This is a genomic window from Microbacterium terrae, assembly GCF_017831975.1.
Taxonomy (GTDB): Bacteria; Actinomycetota; Actinomycetes; order Actinomycetales; family Microbacteriaceae; genus Microbacterium; species Microbacterium terrae.
In genome coordinates this window covers 1,555,033-1,568,886 of the sequence record NZ_JAFDSS010000001.1, presented here as the reverse complement: position 1 = coordinate 1,568,886, position 13,854 = coordinate 1,555,033, and the positions used below count along the sequence as shown (strand labels likewise).

At 70.4% G+C, this 13,854-nt stretch carries 14 protein-coding genes; 10 read left to right on the top strand and 4 right to left on the bottom strand.

All coding sequences use genetic code 11. The features are described from left to right. Window positions 1–157: 157 nt before the first annotated feature. The 9 genes from JOD63_RS07260 to lnt all read left to right on the top strand — a co-directional run bounded on the left by JOD63_RS07260 (window position 158) and on the right by lnt (window position 10,062). Window positions 158–862, top strand: coding sequence for an HAD family hydrolase (locus JOD63_RS07260; protein ID WP_342667301.1), 705 nt, complete (start codon window positions 158–160; stop codon window positions 860–862). Continuing rightward, the gene (locus tag JOD63_RS07255; protein WP_045276937.1) at window positions 862–1,860 is read left to right on the top strand and encodes a tRNA (adenine-N1)-methyltransferase; all 999 of its coding nucleotides are present in this window, start codon (window positions 862–864) and stop codon (window positions 1,858–1,860) included. Before JOD63_RS07260 ends, JOD63_RS07255 begins: the two co-directional genes overlap by 1 nt. 40 nt (window positions 1,861–1,900) lie before the next feature. Next, window positions 1,901–2,830 (top strand): FKBP-type peptidyl-prolyl cis-trans isomerase, encoded by a 930-nt coding sequence (locus JOD63_RS07250; protein ID WP_045276936.1) that lies wholly within the window; start codon window positions 1,901–1,903, stop codon window positions 2,828–2,830. A gap of 66 nt (window positions 2,831–2,896) precedes the next feature. Then, entirely contained in the window at window positions 2,897–3,892 is a 996-nt protein-coding gene (locus tag JOD63_RS07245; protein ID WP_045276935.1) for a helix-turn-helix transcriptional regulator, read from the top strand. After that, on the top strand, window positions 3,889–4,848 hold the full coding sequence (locus JOD63_RS07240; RefSeq protein WP_045276934.1) for a helix-turn-helix transcriptional regulator: 960 nt from the start codon (window positions 3,889–3,891) through the stop codon (window positions 4,846–4,848). Before JOD63_RS07245 ends, JOD63_RS07240 begins: the two co-directional genes overlap by 4 nt. Before the next feature lie 80 nt (window positions 4,849–4,928). After that, window positions 4,929–5,183, top strand: a complete 255-nt coding sequence (tatA, locus tag JOD63_RS17745; RefSeq protein ID WP_045276933.1) for a Sec-independent protein translocase subunit TatA — start codon at window positions 4,929–4,931, stop codon at window positions 5,181–5,183. A 66-nt stretch (window positions 5,184–5,249) separates the two neighbouring features. Continuing rightward, the gene (gene tatC / locus JOD63_RS07230) at window positions 5,250–6,011 is read left to right on the top strand and encodes a twin-arginine translocase subunit TatC (protein ID WP_045276932.1); all 762 of its coding nucleotides are present in this window, start codon (window positions 5,250–5,252) and stop codon (window positions 6,009–6,011) included. Next, window positions 6,008–8,518 carry a DEAD/DEAH box helicase gene (locus tag JOD63_RS07225; RefSeq protein WP_045276931.1) on the top strand — a complete coding sequence of 837 codons (2,511 nt, stop codon included), beginning with the start codon at window positions 6,008–6,010 and terminating at the stop codon, window positions 8,516–8,518. Before tatC ends, JOD63_RS07225 begins: the two co-directional genes overlap by 4 nt. After that, complete coding sequence (gene lnt, locus JOD63_RS07220; RefSeq protein WP_045276930.1) at window positions 8,518–10,062, top strand: apolipoprotein N-acyltransferase; 1,545 nt, start codon at window positions 8,518–8,520, stop codon at window positions 10,060–10,062. The genes JOD63_RS07225 and lnt overlap by 1 nt, the downstream gene beginning before the upstream one ends. A gap of 23 nt (window positions 10,063–10,085) precedes the next feature. Here lnt and JOD63_RS07215 read toward each other — a convergent pair whose 3' ends face one another. From JOD63_RS07215 to JOD63_RS07200, 4 genes are all read right to left on the bottom strand, one after another. Further along, window positions 10,086–10,466 carry an RNA polymerase-binding protein RbpA gene (locus JOD63_RS07215; RefSeq protein ID WP_045276929.1) on the bottom strand — a complete coding sequence of 127 codons (381 nt, stop codon included), beginning with the start codon at window positions 10,464–10,466 and terminating at the stop codon, window positions 10,086–10,088. Window positions 10,467–10,626: 160 nt separating this feature from the next. Further along, complete coding sequence (locus JOD63_RS07210) at window positions 10,627–11,418, bottom strand: glycerophosphodiester phosphodiesterase family protein (RefSeq protein ID WP_045276928.1); 792 nt, start codon at window positions 11,416–11,418, stop codon at window positions 10,627–10,629. Further along, the gene (locus JOD63_RS07205) at window positions 11,415–12,482 is read right to left on the bottom strand and encodes an SPFH domain-containing protein (protein WP_045276927.1); all 1,068 of its coding nucleotides are present in this window, start codon (window positions 12,480–12,482) and stop codon (window positions 11,415–11,417) included. Before JOD63_RS07205 ends, JOD63_RS07210 begins: the two co-directional genes overlap by 4 nt. Further along, on the bottom strand, window positions 12,475–12,969 hold the full coding sequence (locus JOD63_RS07200) for an NfeD family protein (RefSeq protein WP_045276926.1): 495 nt from the start codon (window positions 12,967–12,969) through the stop codon (window positions 12,475–12,477). The genes JOD63_RS07205 and JOD63_RS07200 overlap by 8 nt, the downstream gene beginning before the upstream one ends. A gap of 120 nt (window positions 12,970–13,089) precedes the next feature. Between JOD63_RS07200 and JOD63_RS07195 the strand changes: the two genes are divergently transcribed. Further along, window positions 13,090–13,854 (top strand): SDR family oxidoreductase, encoded by a 765-nt coding sequence (locus JOD63_RS07195; protein ID WP_045276925.1) that lies wholly within the window; start codon window positions 13,090–13,092, stop codon window positions 13,852–13,854.

Here is a 13,854-nt window from a genome sequence, read left to right as displayed (position 1 = left end):
CGCGCCCCTTGTGCCCGCTGCCCACTCCTGCTGCTTCGTCTCCGTCGAATCGAGCCCGAGACCGCGCCCGAGGTCGATTCCACGGAGATGAACGGGAAGAGCGAGGCCCAGAGGGCGCGGGGCAGTGCGGGAGGGAGGGGCGCCGTAGGATTGCACGGTGAATCAGCCCCGCCTCTCGGCCGTCCTGTGGGACATGGACGGAACCCTCGTCGACACCGAGAGCTATTGGATGGCCGCCGAGACGCGCCTGGTCGAGAGCTTCGGCGGCACGTGGAGCCACGAACAGGCCCTGCAGCTGGTCGGCGCGGGGCTCGAGGACTCCGCCCGCATCTTCCAGGGCGTCGGCGTGCGCATGAGCGCCCACGACATCGTGCAGCACCTGACCGACGACGTGATGCGTCAGCTGACGACCGAGGGCGTGCCCTTCCGTCCGGGCGCACAGGCGATGCTGCGCGACCTGAAGGCCGCCGGGATCAAGACCGCGCTGGTGACGATGTCGCTGCGCCGCATGGCGATGCGGGTCGTCGAGCTGATCGACTTCGACGCGTTCGACATCGTCGTCGCGGGCGACGACGTCACCCGCCCCAAGCCCTTCCCCGACCCGTACCTGCAGGCGTGCGCGACCCTCGGGGTCGACCCGGCCGAGGTCGTCGCCATCGAGGACTCCGCCACCGGGGTGCGCTCCGCCGTCGCCTCGGGCGCCGCCACCATCGGCATCCCACTGATGGTGTCGATCGCCGGTGCCGGCGCCCACGCGGTGTGGGACACCCTCGAAGGGCGCACCGCCGCAGACGTGGCATCCTTCCACTCCGCTCACCGGACGGCTCATCCCGCCGTCGCCACCACCGAGGAGACGTCCTGATGACGACCCGTCCGAGCGGCCCCTTCCGGGTCGGCGACCGCGTGCAGCTGACCGGCCCCAAAGCACGCCTGCACACCGTGACCCTGCGTGAGGACGGTGAGCTGCACACCCACCACGGCGTGCTCAAGCACACCCAGCTGATCGGCCAGCCCGACGGCTCGGTCGTCGCGAACAGCGGCGGGCACGAGTACCTGGCGCTGCGTCCGCTCCTGCGTGACTTCGTGATGTCGATGCCCCGCGGCGCGGCGATCGTGTACCCGAAGGATGCGGCGCAGATCCTCGCCCAGGCCGACGTCTTCCCCGGAGCGACCGTCGTCGAGGCGGGCGTCGGATCGGGAGCGCTGTCGCTGTGGCTGCTGCGCGCCGTCGGCGCCGAGGGCCGTCTGGTGTCGTTCGAGCGCCGCGAGGATTTCGCCGCGGTCGCGCGTGCGAACGTCGAGACGTTCATGGCCGGCGACCCGGAGAACTGGGACGTCGTCGTCGGCGATCTCGTCGAGTCGCTGCCGACCGCGGTCGAGCCGGGCTCGGTCGACCGTGTCGTGCTCGACATGCTGGCGCCGTGGGAGTGCATCGATGTCGTGGCCGACGCGCTCACGCCCGGCGGCGTCGTCGTCTGCTACGTCGCGACCGCGACCCAGCTCAGCCGCACGGCCGAGTACATCCGCGGCACCGGCCTGTTCACCGAGCCCGACGCGAACGAGACCATGGTGCGCGGCTGGCACGTCGAGGGCCTCGCGGTCCGTCCCGACCACCGCATGGTCGCGCACACCGGATTCCTCCTCTGGGCGCGCCGCCTGGCGCCCGGCGCCGTGCCGCCCGAGGTCAAGCGTCGTGCCTCGAAGTCGAGCTACGGCGACGAGGACGTCGAACTGTGGACCCCCGGGGCGGTCGGCGACCGTCAGATCACCGACAAGAACCTGCGCAAGCGCGTGCGCGAGGCTCAGCGGGCGGCGGACGGCGCGCGGCAGGCGGCGGGCGAGGACGAGTCGGCGTCGTAGGCGTCGTTCGACGGGTCGGGATGCCGCCTAAACTGTTCCGGTGCGCAAACTCCCCGTCGCCCTCGCGGTCCTGTCCCTCTCGGCCGTCGGCCTGACCGGCTGCTCGCTGCCCGGCTCCGCCGAGGCGTGCCCGCAGCCGACGGGCACCGCCGACGCCCTCGACCTCATCGAGGTGTCAGGAGGCGCGCAGTCGCTGCCACAGGTCGACGTGTACACCCCGTTCCACGTCGAATCGTCGCAGTGGGGCGAGCTCGCCCAGGGCGAGGGCACGCAGATCGACGGCAGCGAGTCGCAGCTCGTCGTGATCGACGTGTCGGTCGTCAGCGGCGACACGGGAGAAGGGCTCGTCGCGACGCCGTACGACGGCAGCCTGACCAATGTCAACGCAATGTCGGTGTGGTCGCAGACCTTCCCGGTGTTCCCCGAGGCGCTGCGCTGCGCGTCGGCCGGTTCCCAGGTCGTCGTCGCCATGGCCCCTGATGACATCGACCCCGAGGTGGCTTCGGGACTCGGCCTCACCGAGGGGGAGTCCGCGATCGCGGTGGTCGACGTGCGCAAGGTGTACCTCGACCACGCCGACGGCTCGAATGTCTTCAACACCGGCAACGGCCTGCCCATCGTCGTCCGCGCACCCGACGGGCGCCCGGGCGTCGTCGTCCCCGACGGCGAGGCGCCCGACGACGTGGTCGTGCAGACCCTCAAGCGCGGCGACGGCGCAGAGGTCGCCGACGGCGACGCCGTGCGCGTGCACTACACCGCGGTCTCGTGGGACGACGACGAGGTGACGGGCACGACGTGGGACACCACTCCGGCATCGATCGCGGCCGGCGGCACCGAGGACCCGGTCAGTGCCGAGCTCACCGGGCACACCGTCGGCTCGCAGCTCATGGTCGTGGTCCCCGCGGCCGACGAGGCGTCGTCGGCGTCGATCTACGTCATCGACATCCTGGGCATCGACGCGACCGAGTGAGGCGCCGGGCCGCCGCGACCGCCCTGGCGCCGGGCCGCGGCGTCGGCACGACCCTAGGATGAGGGAGTGCCTGCCAAAGCGATCGCGAAGAACCCTCCCGAGGAGCGGCTCGTCAATCTCGTCGTGGCCCTCATGGCCACCGAGCAGGGCCTGACGAAGGACACGATCCTGTCGTCGGTCGCGGGCTACCGCGAGCAGCTCGAGGGCGGGGCCAAGAAGGACGCGCTCGAGAAGATGTTCGAGCGCGACAAGGAGAGCCTGCGCGGCCTCGGCGTGCCGATCGAGACGATCGGCGACCACGCCGACCCCGACGATCTGCGCGAGGCGCGCTATCGCGTGCCCCAGGGCGAGTACTCCCTGCCGGAGGACATCGTGTTCACCCCCGCCGAGCTCGCACTGCTGAACCTCGCGGGCGGAGTCTGGGGCGAGCGGTCGATGTCGGACGACGCGCGTGCCGGCCTCCGCAAGATCCGGGCCCTCGGCATCGCCGTCGACGAGCCGATCATCGGATATTCGCCGCGCATCAGCGTGCGCGACGCAGCCTTCGCTCCGCTGCGTCAGGCGATCGAGCGGTGCCGCGTCGTGGAGTTCGCCTATCTCAAGCCCGGCGAGAAGGATGCGCGCATCCGCCGCATCCAGCCGCTCGCCCTCGTCGAGTACGAGGCGCGCTGGCATGTCTTCGGCATCGACCTCGGCGCGGGCGCCGAGCGCACGTTCCTCCTCAGCCGCGTGGTCGGCCCGGTCGCAGAGACGCGCACCGCGTTCGATCCGGCACTGCGCGACGGCGCGGGGGATCGGGCGGTGGCCGGGCTCGACGAGCTGGCCGGGCGGCAGAGCGCGCTCCTCATGGTGCAGCCGGGCACGGAGGCTGCACTGCGACTGTCACGACGCGCAACGCCCGAGGACCCCGGTATCCGTCTGCCTTTCGTCGATGTGAACGTGCTCGCCGACGAGCTCGCCTCGTACGGGCCCGAGGTGCGGGTCGTCGAGCCCGACGCGCTGCGCGATGCCGTCATCGCCCGACTGACCGCCGCCCGCGATGCACACGGAGGTGTCTCATGACCGAGCGTCCACTCGTCGCCACCGACCGCGCGGCGCTCCTGCTGCAGCTCGTGCCGTACCTGATCGGCAAGGGCGAGGTCTCGCTCGCCGAGGCGGCCGCCGACTTCGATGTCACTCCGGCGCAGATGCGGTCGATGGTCGAGAAGCTCACGGTCATCGGGCTGCCCGGAGACGGCGGGTACTGGCAGATGTCGAACGACCTGTTCGACATCGACTGGGAGCTGCTCGACGGGCAGGACCTCATCGCGATCACGAACACGGTCGGGCTCGAGCGCGCGCCGCGGCTCACGGCGCGCGAGGCCGCGGCCCTGCTCGCCGGACTCCAGGTCGCACGAGCCATCCCGGGCGTCGGCGGCACCGACCTGTTCACCGGGCTGCTCGCCAAGCTCGCCCGCGGCGCGTCGGGCGTGCCCGCCGACGTGATCGTCGCGCCCGAGCCGGTCGACGAGGTGCGCGGGGCGGTCGCCGAGGCGCTGCGTGACGCGGTGGCCGTCTCCTTCACCTACAAGGCTCCCGATGCCGCCGCGACGACCCGCACCGTCGACCCGGTCAAGGTGCTCATCGCGAGCGACCAGTGGTACCTGCAGGGCTGGTGCCACCTGCGGCAGGCCATGCGCACGTTCCACCTCGACCGCGTGAGCGACCTCGTGCTCACCGACATCCCCGCCACCCACGGGCAGGATCCGGCGCCGCAGTGGTTCCAGTCCGATGCCGGTGAGATCGTCACCCGCATCCGGTTCCCGGAGTCGGTGGCGCCGCTGCTCGGCGACTACCTCGACCGCGCAGCCCTCGACACGGTCGACGGCGTCACCACCGCGACCATGCGCGTCGCCGACGAGGCGAGCCTGCGCCGCCTCGCCGCGCGCCGAGGGGGAGCTGTCGAGATCCTCGAACCCGCCGGCGCACGGCAGGCGGCGGCCGACTGGGCCGAGGCCGGACTCGCGCTGTATCGATAGCGCATCGTCGGTTCTGCGGCGCCTGTTCGCCCGCCCCCGCGGGTTACACTGGCAACGGACTCCCCGAAAGGACCCCCACCATGCTCGGCAATCTCTCCGGATGGCACCTGCTGATCATCCTCGCCGTCATCCTGCTCCTCTTCGGTGCGGCGAAGCTGCCCGCCCTGGCGAAGAGCATGGGCCAGTCGGCCCGGGTCTTCAAGGGCGAGATGAAGGCGATGAAGGACGACGACGTGAAGTCGGATGCCGCGGCGCCCGACACCGCGGCATCCGTCGAGGCTCCCGTCGCAGACGTGCGCTCCGACACCGGCGGCACCGCCGGCTCCAAATCCTGACCCGCAGTGACATCGGCTGAAACGCCGCGCGTCGAGGGCCCGGACGCACCGCGGCGCGATACGCGCATGTCGCTCGGCCAGCATCTGGTCGAACTGCGCAAGCGCCTGATGATCGCGGCTCTGGCGCTCGTCGTCGGCATGGTCGCGGCGTTCTTCCTGACCGATCCGATCATGCACCTGATCACCGAGCCGATCCGCATCGTCGCTGAGACGCGGGGCGAAGAGGGCAAGGTCGAGTTCATGTACGCGACGATCACCGGTCCGTTCGACATGCGCCTGCGCATCTCGTTCGCGATCGGCATCCTGATCTCGGCGCCGATCTGGATCTGGCAGATCTGGGCGTTCATCATGCCCGGGCTCACCCGCAAAGAGGTGCGCTACACGATCGGCTTCATGGCGGCGGCGATCCCGCTGTTCTTCGCCGGCTGCTACGTCGGACTGCTGATCATGCCGCACGTCGTCGAGCTGATGGCGACGTTCGCGCCTGAGGGCAGTGCGCAGTTCTACGACGCACTCTTCTATTACGACTTCGTCTTCAAGCTGCTCGTCGTCGTGGGCGTCTCGTTCATCCTCCCGGTCTTCCTCGTCGCGTTGAACCTCGCCGGCATCATCACCGGCCGCGGCATCCTCAAGGGCTGGCGCGTGGCGATCCTCGTCGCGACGCTGTTCGCGGCGCTGGCGACCCCCGCGGCCGACGTGGTGAGCATGCTCATGCTCGCCGGCATCCTCATCGTGCTGTTCTTCGCCGCCGCCGGGCTGTCGATGGTCTTCGATCGCAACCGCGCCAAGCGCGCGGCGGCGATCCTGGGGTCCGAGGGGTCCGCGTGAGCGACGGCGGCTACGCCGAGCGGTACGCGCATGCTCGCGAGGGCGCCCGGGCGGACCGCGAGCATCCCATCACCGCCGCGTTCGCCGAGGCGCAGCGGTTCACGCTCGATCCGTTCCAGATCGAAGGATGCCGCGCGCTCGAAGAGGGCCGCAGTGTGCTGGTCGCGGCGCCGACGGGCGCCGGCAAGACGATCGTCGGCGAGTTCGCGGTCCACCTGGCGATGCGCGAGCCCGCGGTCGGCGGTCGCGGCGACAAGGCCTTCTACACGACGCCGATGAAGGCGCTGTCGAACCAGAAGTTCCGCGAGTTGCAGGAGGTGTACGGCGCCGACGAGGTCGGCCTCCTCACCGGCGACACCAACATCAACGGCAACGCGCGCGTCGTCGTGATGACCACCGAGGTGCTGCGCAACATGCTGTACGCGGACTCACCGGCGCTGCGTGGCCTGCGCTACGTCGTCATGGACGAGGTGCACTTCCTCGCCGACCGCTTCCGCGGCGCGGTGTGGGAGGAGGTCATCATCCACCTGCCGCCGAGCGTGAAGCTCGTGTCGCTGTCGGCGACCGTCTCCAACGCCGAGGAGTTCGGCGACTGGCTCGACACGGTGCGCGGCGACACCGAGGTGATCGTCTCCGAGGTGCGGCCCGTGCCCCTCGAGCAGCACGTCCTCGTGCGCGGCGATCTGCTGCCGCTGTTCGACGACCGCGCCGGCATCGCCACGGCCCAGGTGAACCAGGAGCTCATGCGCATCCGGTCGTTCAAGGGGGCGAACTTCGACAACAACCGGCAGGTGCAGTCCTCGAACAGCGCCCGCCACGCCGGCCACGAGGCGCCGCGTCGTCGGCCGAACCGCGGCATGAAGCGCCCGGTGCGCTCCGCGAACGTGCAGCGCATCGAACGCCTCGACCGTCCCCAGGTCGTCGACCTCCTCGGGAGGGCGAATCTGCTCCCCGCGATCTTCTTCATCTTCAGCCGCGCCGGGTGCGACGGCGCCGTGCAGCAGGTGCGACGTTCGGGCCTGCGGCTCACCTCGCAGGAGGAGCGTCGCGAGATCCGCGAGATCGTCGACGAGCGCACCCGCACGCTGCACGACGAAGACCTGGCGGTGCTCGGCTTCTGGGAGTGGCGCGAGAACCTCGAGCGCGGCATCGCCGCGCACCACGCGGGGATGCTGCCCGCGTTCAAGGAGGTCGTCGAGGAGCTCTTCCAGCGCAAGCTGGTCAAGGCCGTGTTCGCGACCGAGACGCTCGCGCTCGGCATCAACATGCCCGCCCGCACCGTCGTGCTCGAGAAGCTCGAGAAGTTCAACGGCGAGGCGCGCGTCGCGATCACGTCAGGGGAGTACACCCAGCTCACGGGCCGCGCCGGTCGCCGGGGAATCGACGTCGAGGGGCACGCGGTCATCCAGTGGACCGAGGGCCTGGATCCACAGGCGGTGGCCGCGCTCGCATCGCGGCGCACCTACCCGCTCAATTCCAGCTTCCGGCCGACGTACAACATGGCCGTGAACCTCATCGACCAGTTCGGGCGTGCGCGTGCCCGAGAGATCCTCGAATCGTCGTTCGCGCAGTTCCAGGCAGACCGCTCGGTCGTCGGGCTCGCCCGCCAGGTGCGCGAGCAGGAGGAGTCCCTCGCCGGCTACGAGAAGGCGATGACGTGCGACCGGGGCGACTTCGCGGAGTACTCGGCGATCCGTCGCGACCTCAGCGACCTCGAGAAGCTCAACCGCAAGGATGCGAACGCCTCGCGCGGCACCCGTGAGAAGCGGCAGCGCGAGATCGGCGGGCTCCGTCGTCGCATGCAGCGCCACCCCTGTCACCAGTGCCCCGAGCGCGAGCAGCATGCGCGATGGGCGGAGCGCCACTGGCGCATGAAGCGGGGCATCGACAAGATCCGCCGTCAGATCGAGACGCGCACCGGCACCGTCGCGCGCATCTTCGATCGTGTCGTCGACGTTCTCGAGGCCGTCGGGTACGTGGCCGACGAGGAGGGGCGCACGGCGCTCACCGCATCCGGCCGCACGATGAAGCGCATCTACGGCGAGCGCGACCTGCTCGTGGCGGAGTCGCTGCGCCTCGGCCTGTGGCGCTCGCTCGACGCGCCGTCGCTCGCCGCGCTCGCGTGCAGCCTCGTGTACGAGCCGCGGCGTGACGAGGCGTCCGCGGGGGAGCGGGGGCTCCCGCGCGGGGCATTCCGCGAGGCGCTCTCGCACACGCAGGAGCTGTGGCAGGACCTCGACGACCTCGAGCGCGACCACCACCTGCCGGGGTCGGAGCCGATCGCCGCGGGGCTCTCGCAGGCGATGCACACGTGGGCGCGCGGGGGGATGCTCGATCGCGTCCTGACCGAGGCCGACATGGCCGCAGGGGATTTCGTGCGGTGGGCGAAGCAGACGATCGACCTGCTGGACCAGCTCTCGATCGTCGCCGACGCGCCCCTCGCCGGCACCGCCCGCACGGCTCTGGAGTCGGTGCGACGCGGCATCGTGGCCTACTCGGCGGTCTAGTGGTGACGCGTCCGATCCTCCCGCTCTGGGCGGCGCTCGTCTCCGCCGCGCTCGGCGGGCTCGCACTCACGACGGCGTTCCCCGCGCTCGGCTGGTGGCCCATGGCGTTCGTCGGCGTCGTGCTCGGCCTCGTGCCGCTGATCGGCCGCCGCGCGTGGAGCGCAGTGCTGGTCGGGCTCGTGTTCGGACTCGCGTTCTATCTGGTGAACGTCTCCTTCACCGCGCGATACCTCGGCCCGGTCCCGTGGCTCGCGCTGTCGACGCTCGAGGCGCTGCTCATGGCAGTGGGTGCGGTGCCGATCACCCTCGCGTACCGCTGGCTGCCGCGCGTGCGAGACGGCGCCTGGGCGCGCCTCGTGGCGCTTCCCGCGCTCGTTGCCGCGCTGTGGGTGCTGCGGGAGCAGGTCATCGGCACATGGCCCTACGGCGGCTTCCCCTGGGGGCGCGTCGGCATCTCGCAGGCTGACAGTCCACTGGCGAGCGTCTCGTCGTGGGTCGGGGTCGCCGGACTCTCGTTCCTGATGGTGATGCTGTGCGCATCGGGGATCGAGTGGGTGCGCCTCCGCCGTCTCCGCGACGTTCGCACAGTGGTCGCGCCCGCCCTGATCGCTGTGCTCCTGCTCGCGCTGCCGCAGTTTCCGACGACCGATGCCGGCACGATGCGGGTCGGCGCGGCACAGGGCAACGGCCCGACCGGGTACTTCGATCAGCGCAGCCGAAACGAGGTGCTCAACGCCCAGCTCGCGGCGTCGGCGCCGCTGTTCGGCGAGGACCTCGACGTGCTGCTCTGGCCCGAGGGTGGAGTCGACTCCGACCCGACCCAGTCTGCAGGCACTGCGCGCGTGCTCGATGCGCTGTCGGAGGAGGTCGAGGCCCCGCTCATCATCGCGGCGGTCACGCAGCGCGGCGACGAGTACTTCAATTCGGCGCTGCTCTGGGAGGCGGGCTCGGACAACCCGGTCGACGTGTACGACAAGCGGCACCCGGTGCCGTTCGGCGAGTATGTTCCGAACCGCCCGCTGTACCGCTTCTTCGCGCCCGACCTCATCGATCTCATCCAGCGCGAGTACACGCCGGGCACGGCGCCGCCGTTCTTCGATGTCAACGGCGTCGGCGTGGGACTGGCCATCTGCTTCGACGTGATCTACGACGACGTCGCCTGGGACGGCGCGCTGGAGGGCGCCGAGATCTTCATGTTCCAGACGAACAACGCCGACTTCCGCGGCACCGACGAGAATCTGCAGCAGCTCGCGTTCGCGCGCATGCGCGCGGTCGAGACCGGGCGCTCGGTGGTGAACATCTCCACCGTCGGCACGAGTCAGATCATCGCGCCCGACGGCACGGAGATCGCCGGCATCGCGGCCGACACCGCGGGCCACATGCTGGCCGATGTGCCGCTTCGCACCGGGCTCACTCCGGCAGTTCTGCTCGGAGGTGCGATCCAGGTGCTCCTGACCGCCGGCGGCGCGATCGTACTCGTCGTATGCGGTGTCGTCGGCCGACGGCGCAGCCCGCGCGGGGACGCGAAAACGCCGGTCCCGTAGGACCGGCGTCGCGTCGGTTTACGTCAGGCGCTGATCTTGTCGACCGCGACGTCTCCGGCGCCGCGGCGGGCGCGGACGAAGGCGAGGCGCTCTTCGAGCAGCTCTTCGAGCTCGGGGACGGTGCGGCGCTCGAGCAGCATGTCCCAATGGCTGCGGGGCGTCTTGTCGCCCGAGTGATCGACGGTCGCAGTGCCGTCGCCGATGCGGAGCAGGGCCTCTGCGCCGCAGGTGCGGCACTCCCATGCCTCGGGGACTTCGGCGTCCGCCGCGAAGGTCAGAACGGTGTCACGTCCACAGGACGTGCAGTTGTAGGTGTGCTGTGCACGCTCATGGAAAACGACGCCCTCTTCGCTCTGTAGGCTCTGGGCGCCGAGTCGGATGCCGCGCAGGCTGCGGTCTGCCATTTTGTGGTCCTCTCGTCGCTGTACAGGTATAACGAATCGACCTGTGCGGATCATCCGAACGAGCCCTCCGAAAGCCCTGCCGGCCCCGATTCACAGTCGATGCTCAGCCACCGGATCCGCCGGGCGTGTGAGGATCGCGCGCCCGACGCGCGCGAGCTGGTCAGACCGCCAGCGCGCGCACCGCGACATCGGCGCGATCGGTGACGATCCCGTCGACGCCGAGCGCGACGAGGCGCTGCATGTCGACCGGGTCGTTGACGGTCCACACATGCACTTCGACCCCGTGGCGGTGCGCGGCATCGATCATCCGAGGCGTGACCACGCGCAGCCGGCCGTGGCGCTCCGGAACCTGCAGCGCGTCGATGCCCGCGAGGGTGCGTGCGATCAGACGATCCGACCGGAGGGCGACCGCTGCGAGGAGCCGGGCGATCGTGCCCATGCCGGCAGATGTCGCCAGCCGCCCGCCTGCGGCGGCCGCGGCGGCGAGAGCAGCGCGGCGCCGATCGTCGGAGAAGCTCGTGACCAGCACCCGATCCGCGGCTCGGGCGACCGAGCGGCCGACGCCGACTGCGGCAGCGGCGGCCTTCACGTCGAGGTTGAAACGCAGCGTCGGAAACGCCGCGAGCGCCTGGTCGAGCGTGATGAGGCCGCCGAGCGGCGCCATGAGCGCGTCGAGTTCGCGCGAGGTGACCTCGGCGATCGGCCGCGGGTCTCCCGTCACGCGGGAGAGGTCGTCATCGTGGAACAGCACCACGACGCCGTCGGCCGTGAGGTGGCAGTCCGACTCCACGTAGACCGCCCCCACCGCGTGGGCGGCGGCCACGGCGGCGAACGAGTTCTCGGCGACGCCTGCGGCCGCGGCATCCGTCGTCACGAGCCCGCGATGGGCGAGCACCCGCGGCGTGCGCGTCGCGCCGAACCACGGGTGCTGCGCGTGCGGCGACGCGATCACTCGGCAGGCGGGGTCGCTGCTCCGCCGTTCGGCGTCGTCGCCATAGCCTCGGACGCGATGCTGTCGGCCGCCTTGGCGGCCTCCTGCGCGGCGGCGACGGCTGCCGCAGCCGTGGGGCTGCTCGTCGACGTGGGGCGCGGCGTCGTCGGTCGCGGACCCGATGCTCCTGCACGGCCCCCGAACGCGTCGCCGATGCCCTTGAGCGCCTCGGTGAGCTCGCTCGGGATGATCCACAGCTTGCTCGACGGGCTCTCCGAGATCTTCGGGAGGGTCTGCAGGTACTGGTAGGCGAGGAGCTTCTCGTCGGGGTCGCCGTTGTGGATCGCGTTGAAGACCATCTCGATGGCCTCGGCCTCGCCCTGCGCGCGGAGCACGGCGGCCTGCTTGTCACCCTCGGCCTTGAGGATCTCGGCCTGCCGGCGGCCCTCGGCCTCGAGGATCTGCGACTGCTTCGAGCCCTCGGCGGTGAGGATCGCGGCGCGACGATCGCGCTCGGCGCGCATCTGCTTCTCCATCGAGTCCTGGATCGAGTGGGGCGGATCGATCGCCTTCAGCTCGACACGCGACACGCGCAGCCCCCACTTGCCGGTGGCCTCGTCGAGGACGACGCGAAGCTGCCCGTTGATGTTGTCGCGGCTGGTGAGCGCCTCTTCGAGGTTCAGGCCGCCGACGACGTTGCGGAGGGTGGTGGTGGTCAGCTGCTCGACGGCGCTCAGGTAGTTCGCGATCTCGTACGTGGCGGCGCGGGCGTCGGTCACCTGGAAGTAGACGACGGTGTCGATCGAGACGACCAGGTTGTCTTCGGTGATGACGGGCTGCGGCGGGAACGACACGACCTGCTCGCGCATGTCGACGAGCGGCCGGAGGCGGTCGATGAAGGGCACCAGCAGGTTGAGGCCGGGCTGCAGCGTGCGCTGGTAGCGGCCGAGGCGCTCGACGACGCCGGCGTAGGCCTGCGGGATGATGCGGATCGAGCGGAAGATCACCACGATCACGAAGATCGCGATGACGATCAGGAGGATCACGATGAAGATCTGGCCGATGAAGGCGCCGACGTCAACCATCGGTGGGGGTCCCTTCTGGTGGAGTGGTCAGGCGGGGTGAGACTTCGACGGTGGCACCGTGCACCGAGACGACGGCGACGCGGGCACCGACATCGAGATCGAGCGATTCGTCGGAGATCTGCGCGGTCCATGTCTCGCCGTTGTCGAGGCGGACCGAGCCGATCCCGTGCACGAACGGGGCCACGACCCGGGCGCCCATGCCGTACAGGGCATCCACGTTCGTCCGTGCATCGGGGGTGTCGTTGCGATGGAGCACCTTGAGCAGCAGCGGCCGGATCGTGAACAGCAGCAGGGCCGACAGCGCCGCAGCCACGCCGATCTGCAGCCACCACGGCCCGCCGAGGAGGTTCACGCCCAGCCCGCCGATCAGAGCGCCCGCGGCGAGCATGAGGAAGGTGAACTCGAGTGTGACGAGCTCGAGGATGACGAACAGGAGGGCGAGAATCAGCCAAGCGATCCACATGTACTGCGTGAGATCCGGCAGCATCGCCATCCTTTCGGTCGTCTCTTTGATGGAACCCTACACCGGGCCGGTGACGGGCCGATTGATAGTGTCGAGACGGCCCATCCGGTCGCGCACCGGGCCCCTCGATCCACAGGAGCACACATGTCCCAGATCCTCGACGCCGGTTCGCTGAGCGGCAAGACCGCCCTCGTCACCGGCTCGTCCCGCGGCATCGGGGCAGACACCGTTCGCTACCTCGCCGAGGCCGGCGCGAACGTCGTCATCAACTTCCGCAACAAGGCTCCGCGCGCCGAGAAGCTCGCGACCGAGCTGCGCGGACTGGGCGTCGAAGCGCTCGTCGTGGGGGCAGACCTCACCGATCCGGCGTCGGTGTCGGCGATGTTCGACGAGGTGAACAGCGCCTTCGGCGGTCTCGACATCCTGGTGCTGAATGCGTCGGGCGGCATGGAGTCCGGGATGGCGGCGGACTACGCGCTGACGCTCAACCGGGACGCTCAGGTGAACGTGCTCGAGACCGCGCTGCCGCTCCTCGGCGACGGATCGCGCGTGGTGTTCGTCACGAGCCACCAGGCGCACTTCATCCGTACGACCCCGACGATGCCCGAGTACGAGCCGGTCGCGCTGTCGAAGCGGGCCGGTGAGGACGCCCTGCGCGAGCGGATCCCCGCTCTCGCCGAGCGCGGCGTCGGATTCGTCGTCGTGTCGGGCGACATGATCGAGGGCACGATCACCGCGACGCTGCTCGAGCGGGCGAACCCCGGGGCGATCGCCGCACGCCGAGAGGACGCCGGCAAGCTCTACAACGTGTCGGAGTTCGCCGCAGAGGTCGCCCGCGCCGCGGTCGACCCGATTCCGGCTGACAACACGCGTCTCGTCGGCGACACCGGCTCGTTCGCAGGGGAGTGA

Coding starts and splice junctions, on each gene's coding strand:
- JOD63_RS07255 (WP_045276937.1), top strand. CDS start 862: ATGACGACCCGTCCGAGCGGCCCCTTCCGGGTCGGCGACCGCGTGCAG.
- JOD63_RS07240 (WP_045276934.1), top strand. CDS start 3,889: ATGACCGAGCGTCCACTCGTCGCCACCGACCGCGCGGCGCTCCTGCTG.
- tatA (WP_045276933.1), top strand. CDS start 4,929: ATGCTCGGCAATCTCTCCGGATGGCACCTGCTGATCATCCTCGCCGTC.
- tatC (WP_045276932.1), top strand. CDS start 5,250: ATGTCGCTCGGCCAGCATCTGGTCGAACTGCGCAAGCGCCTGATGATC.
- JOD63_RS07215 (WP_045276929.1), bottom strand. CDS start 10,466: ATGGCAGACCGCAGCCTGCGCGGCATCCGACTCGGCGCCCAGAGCCTA.
- JOD63_RS07205 (WP_045276927.1), bottom strand. CDS start 12,482: ATGGTTGACGTCGGCGCCTTCATCGGCCAGATCTTCATCGTGATCCTC.
- JOD63_RS07200 (WP_045276926.1), bottom strand. CDS start 12,969: ATGCTGCCGGATCTCACGCAGTACATGTGGATCGCTTGGCTGATTCTC.
- JOD63_RS07195 (WP_045276925.1), top strand. CDS start 13,090: ATGTCCCAGATCCTCGACGCCGGTTCGCTGAGCGGCAAGACCGCCCTC.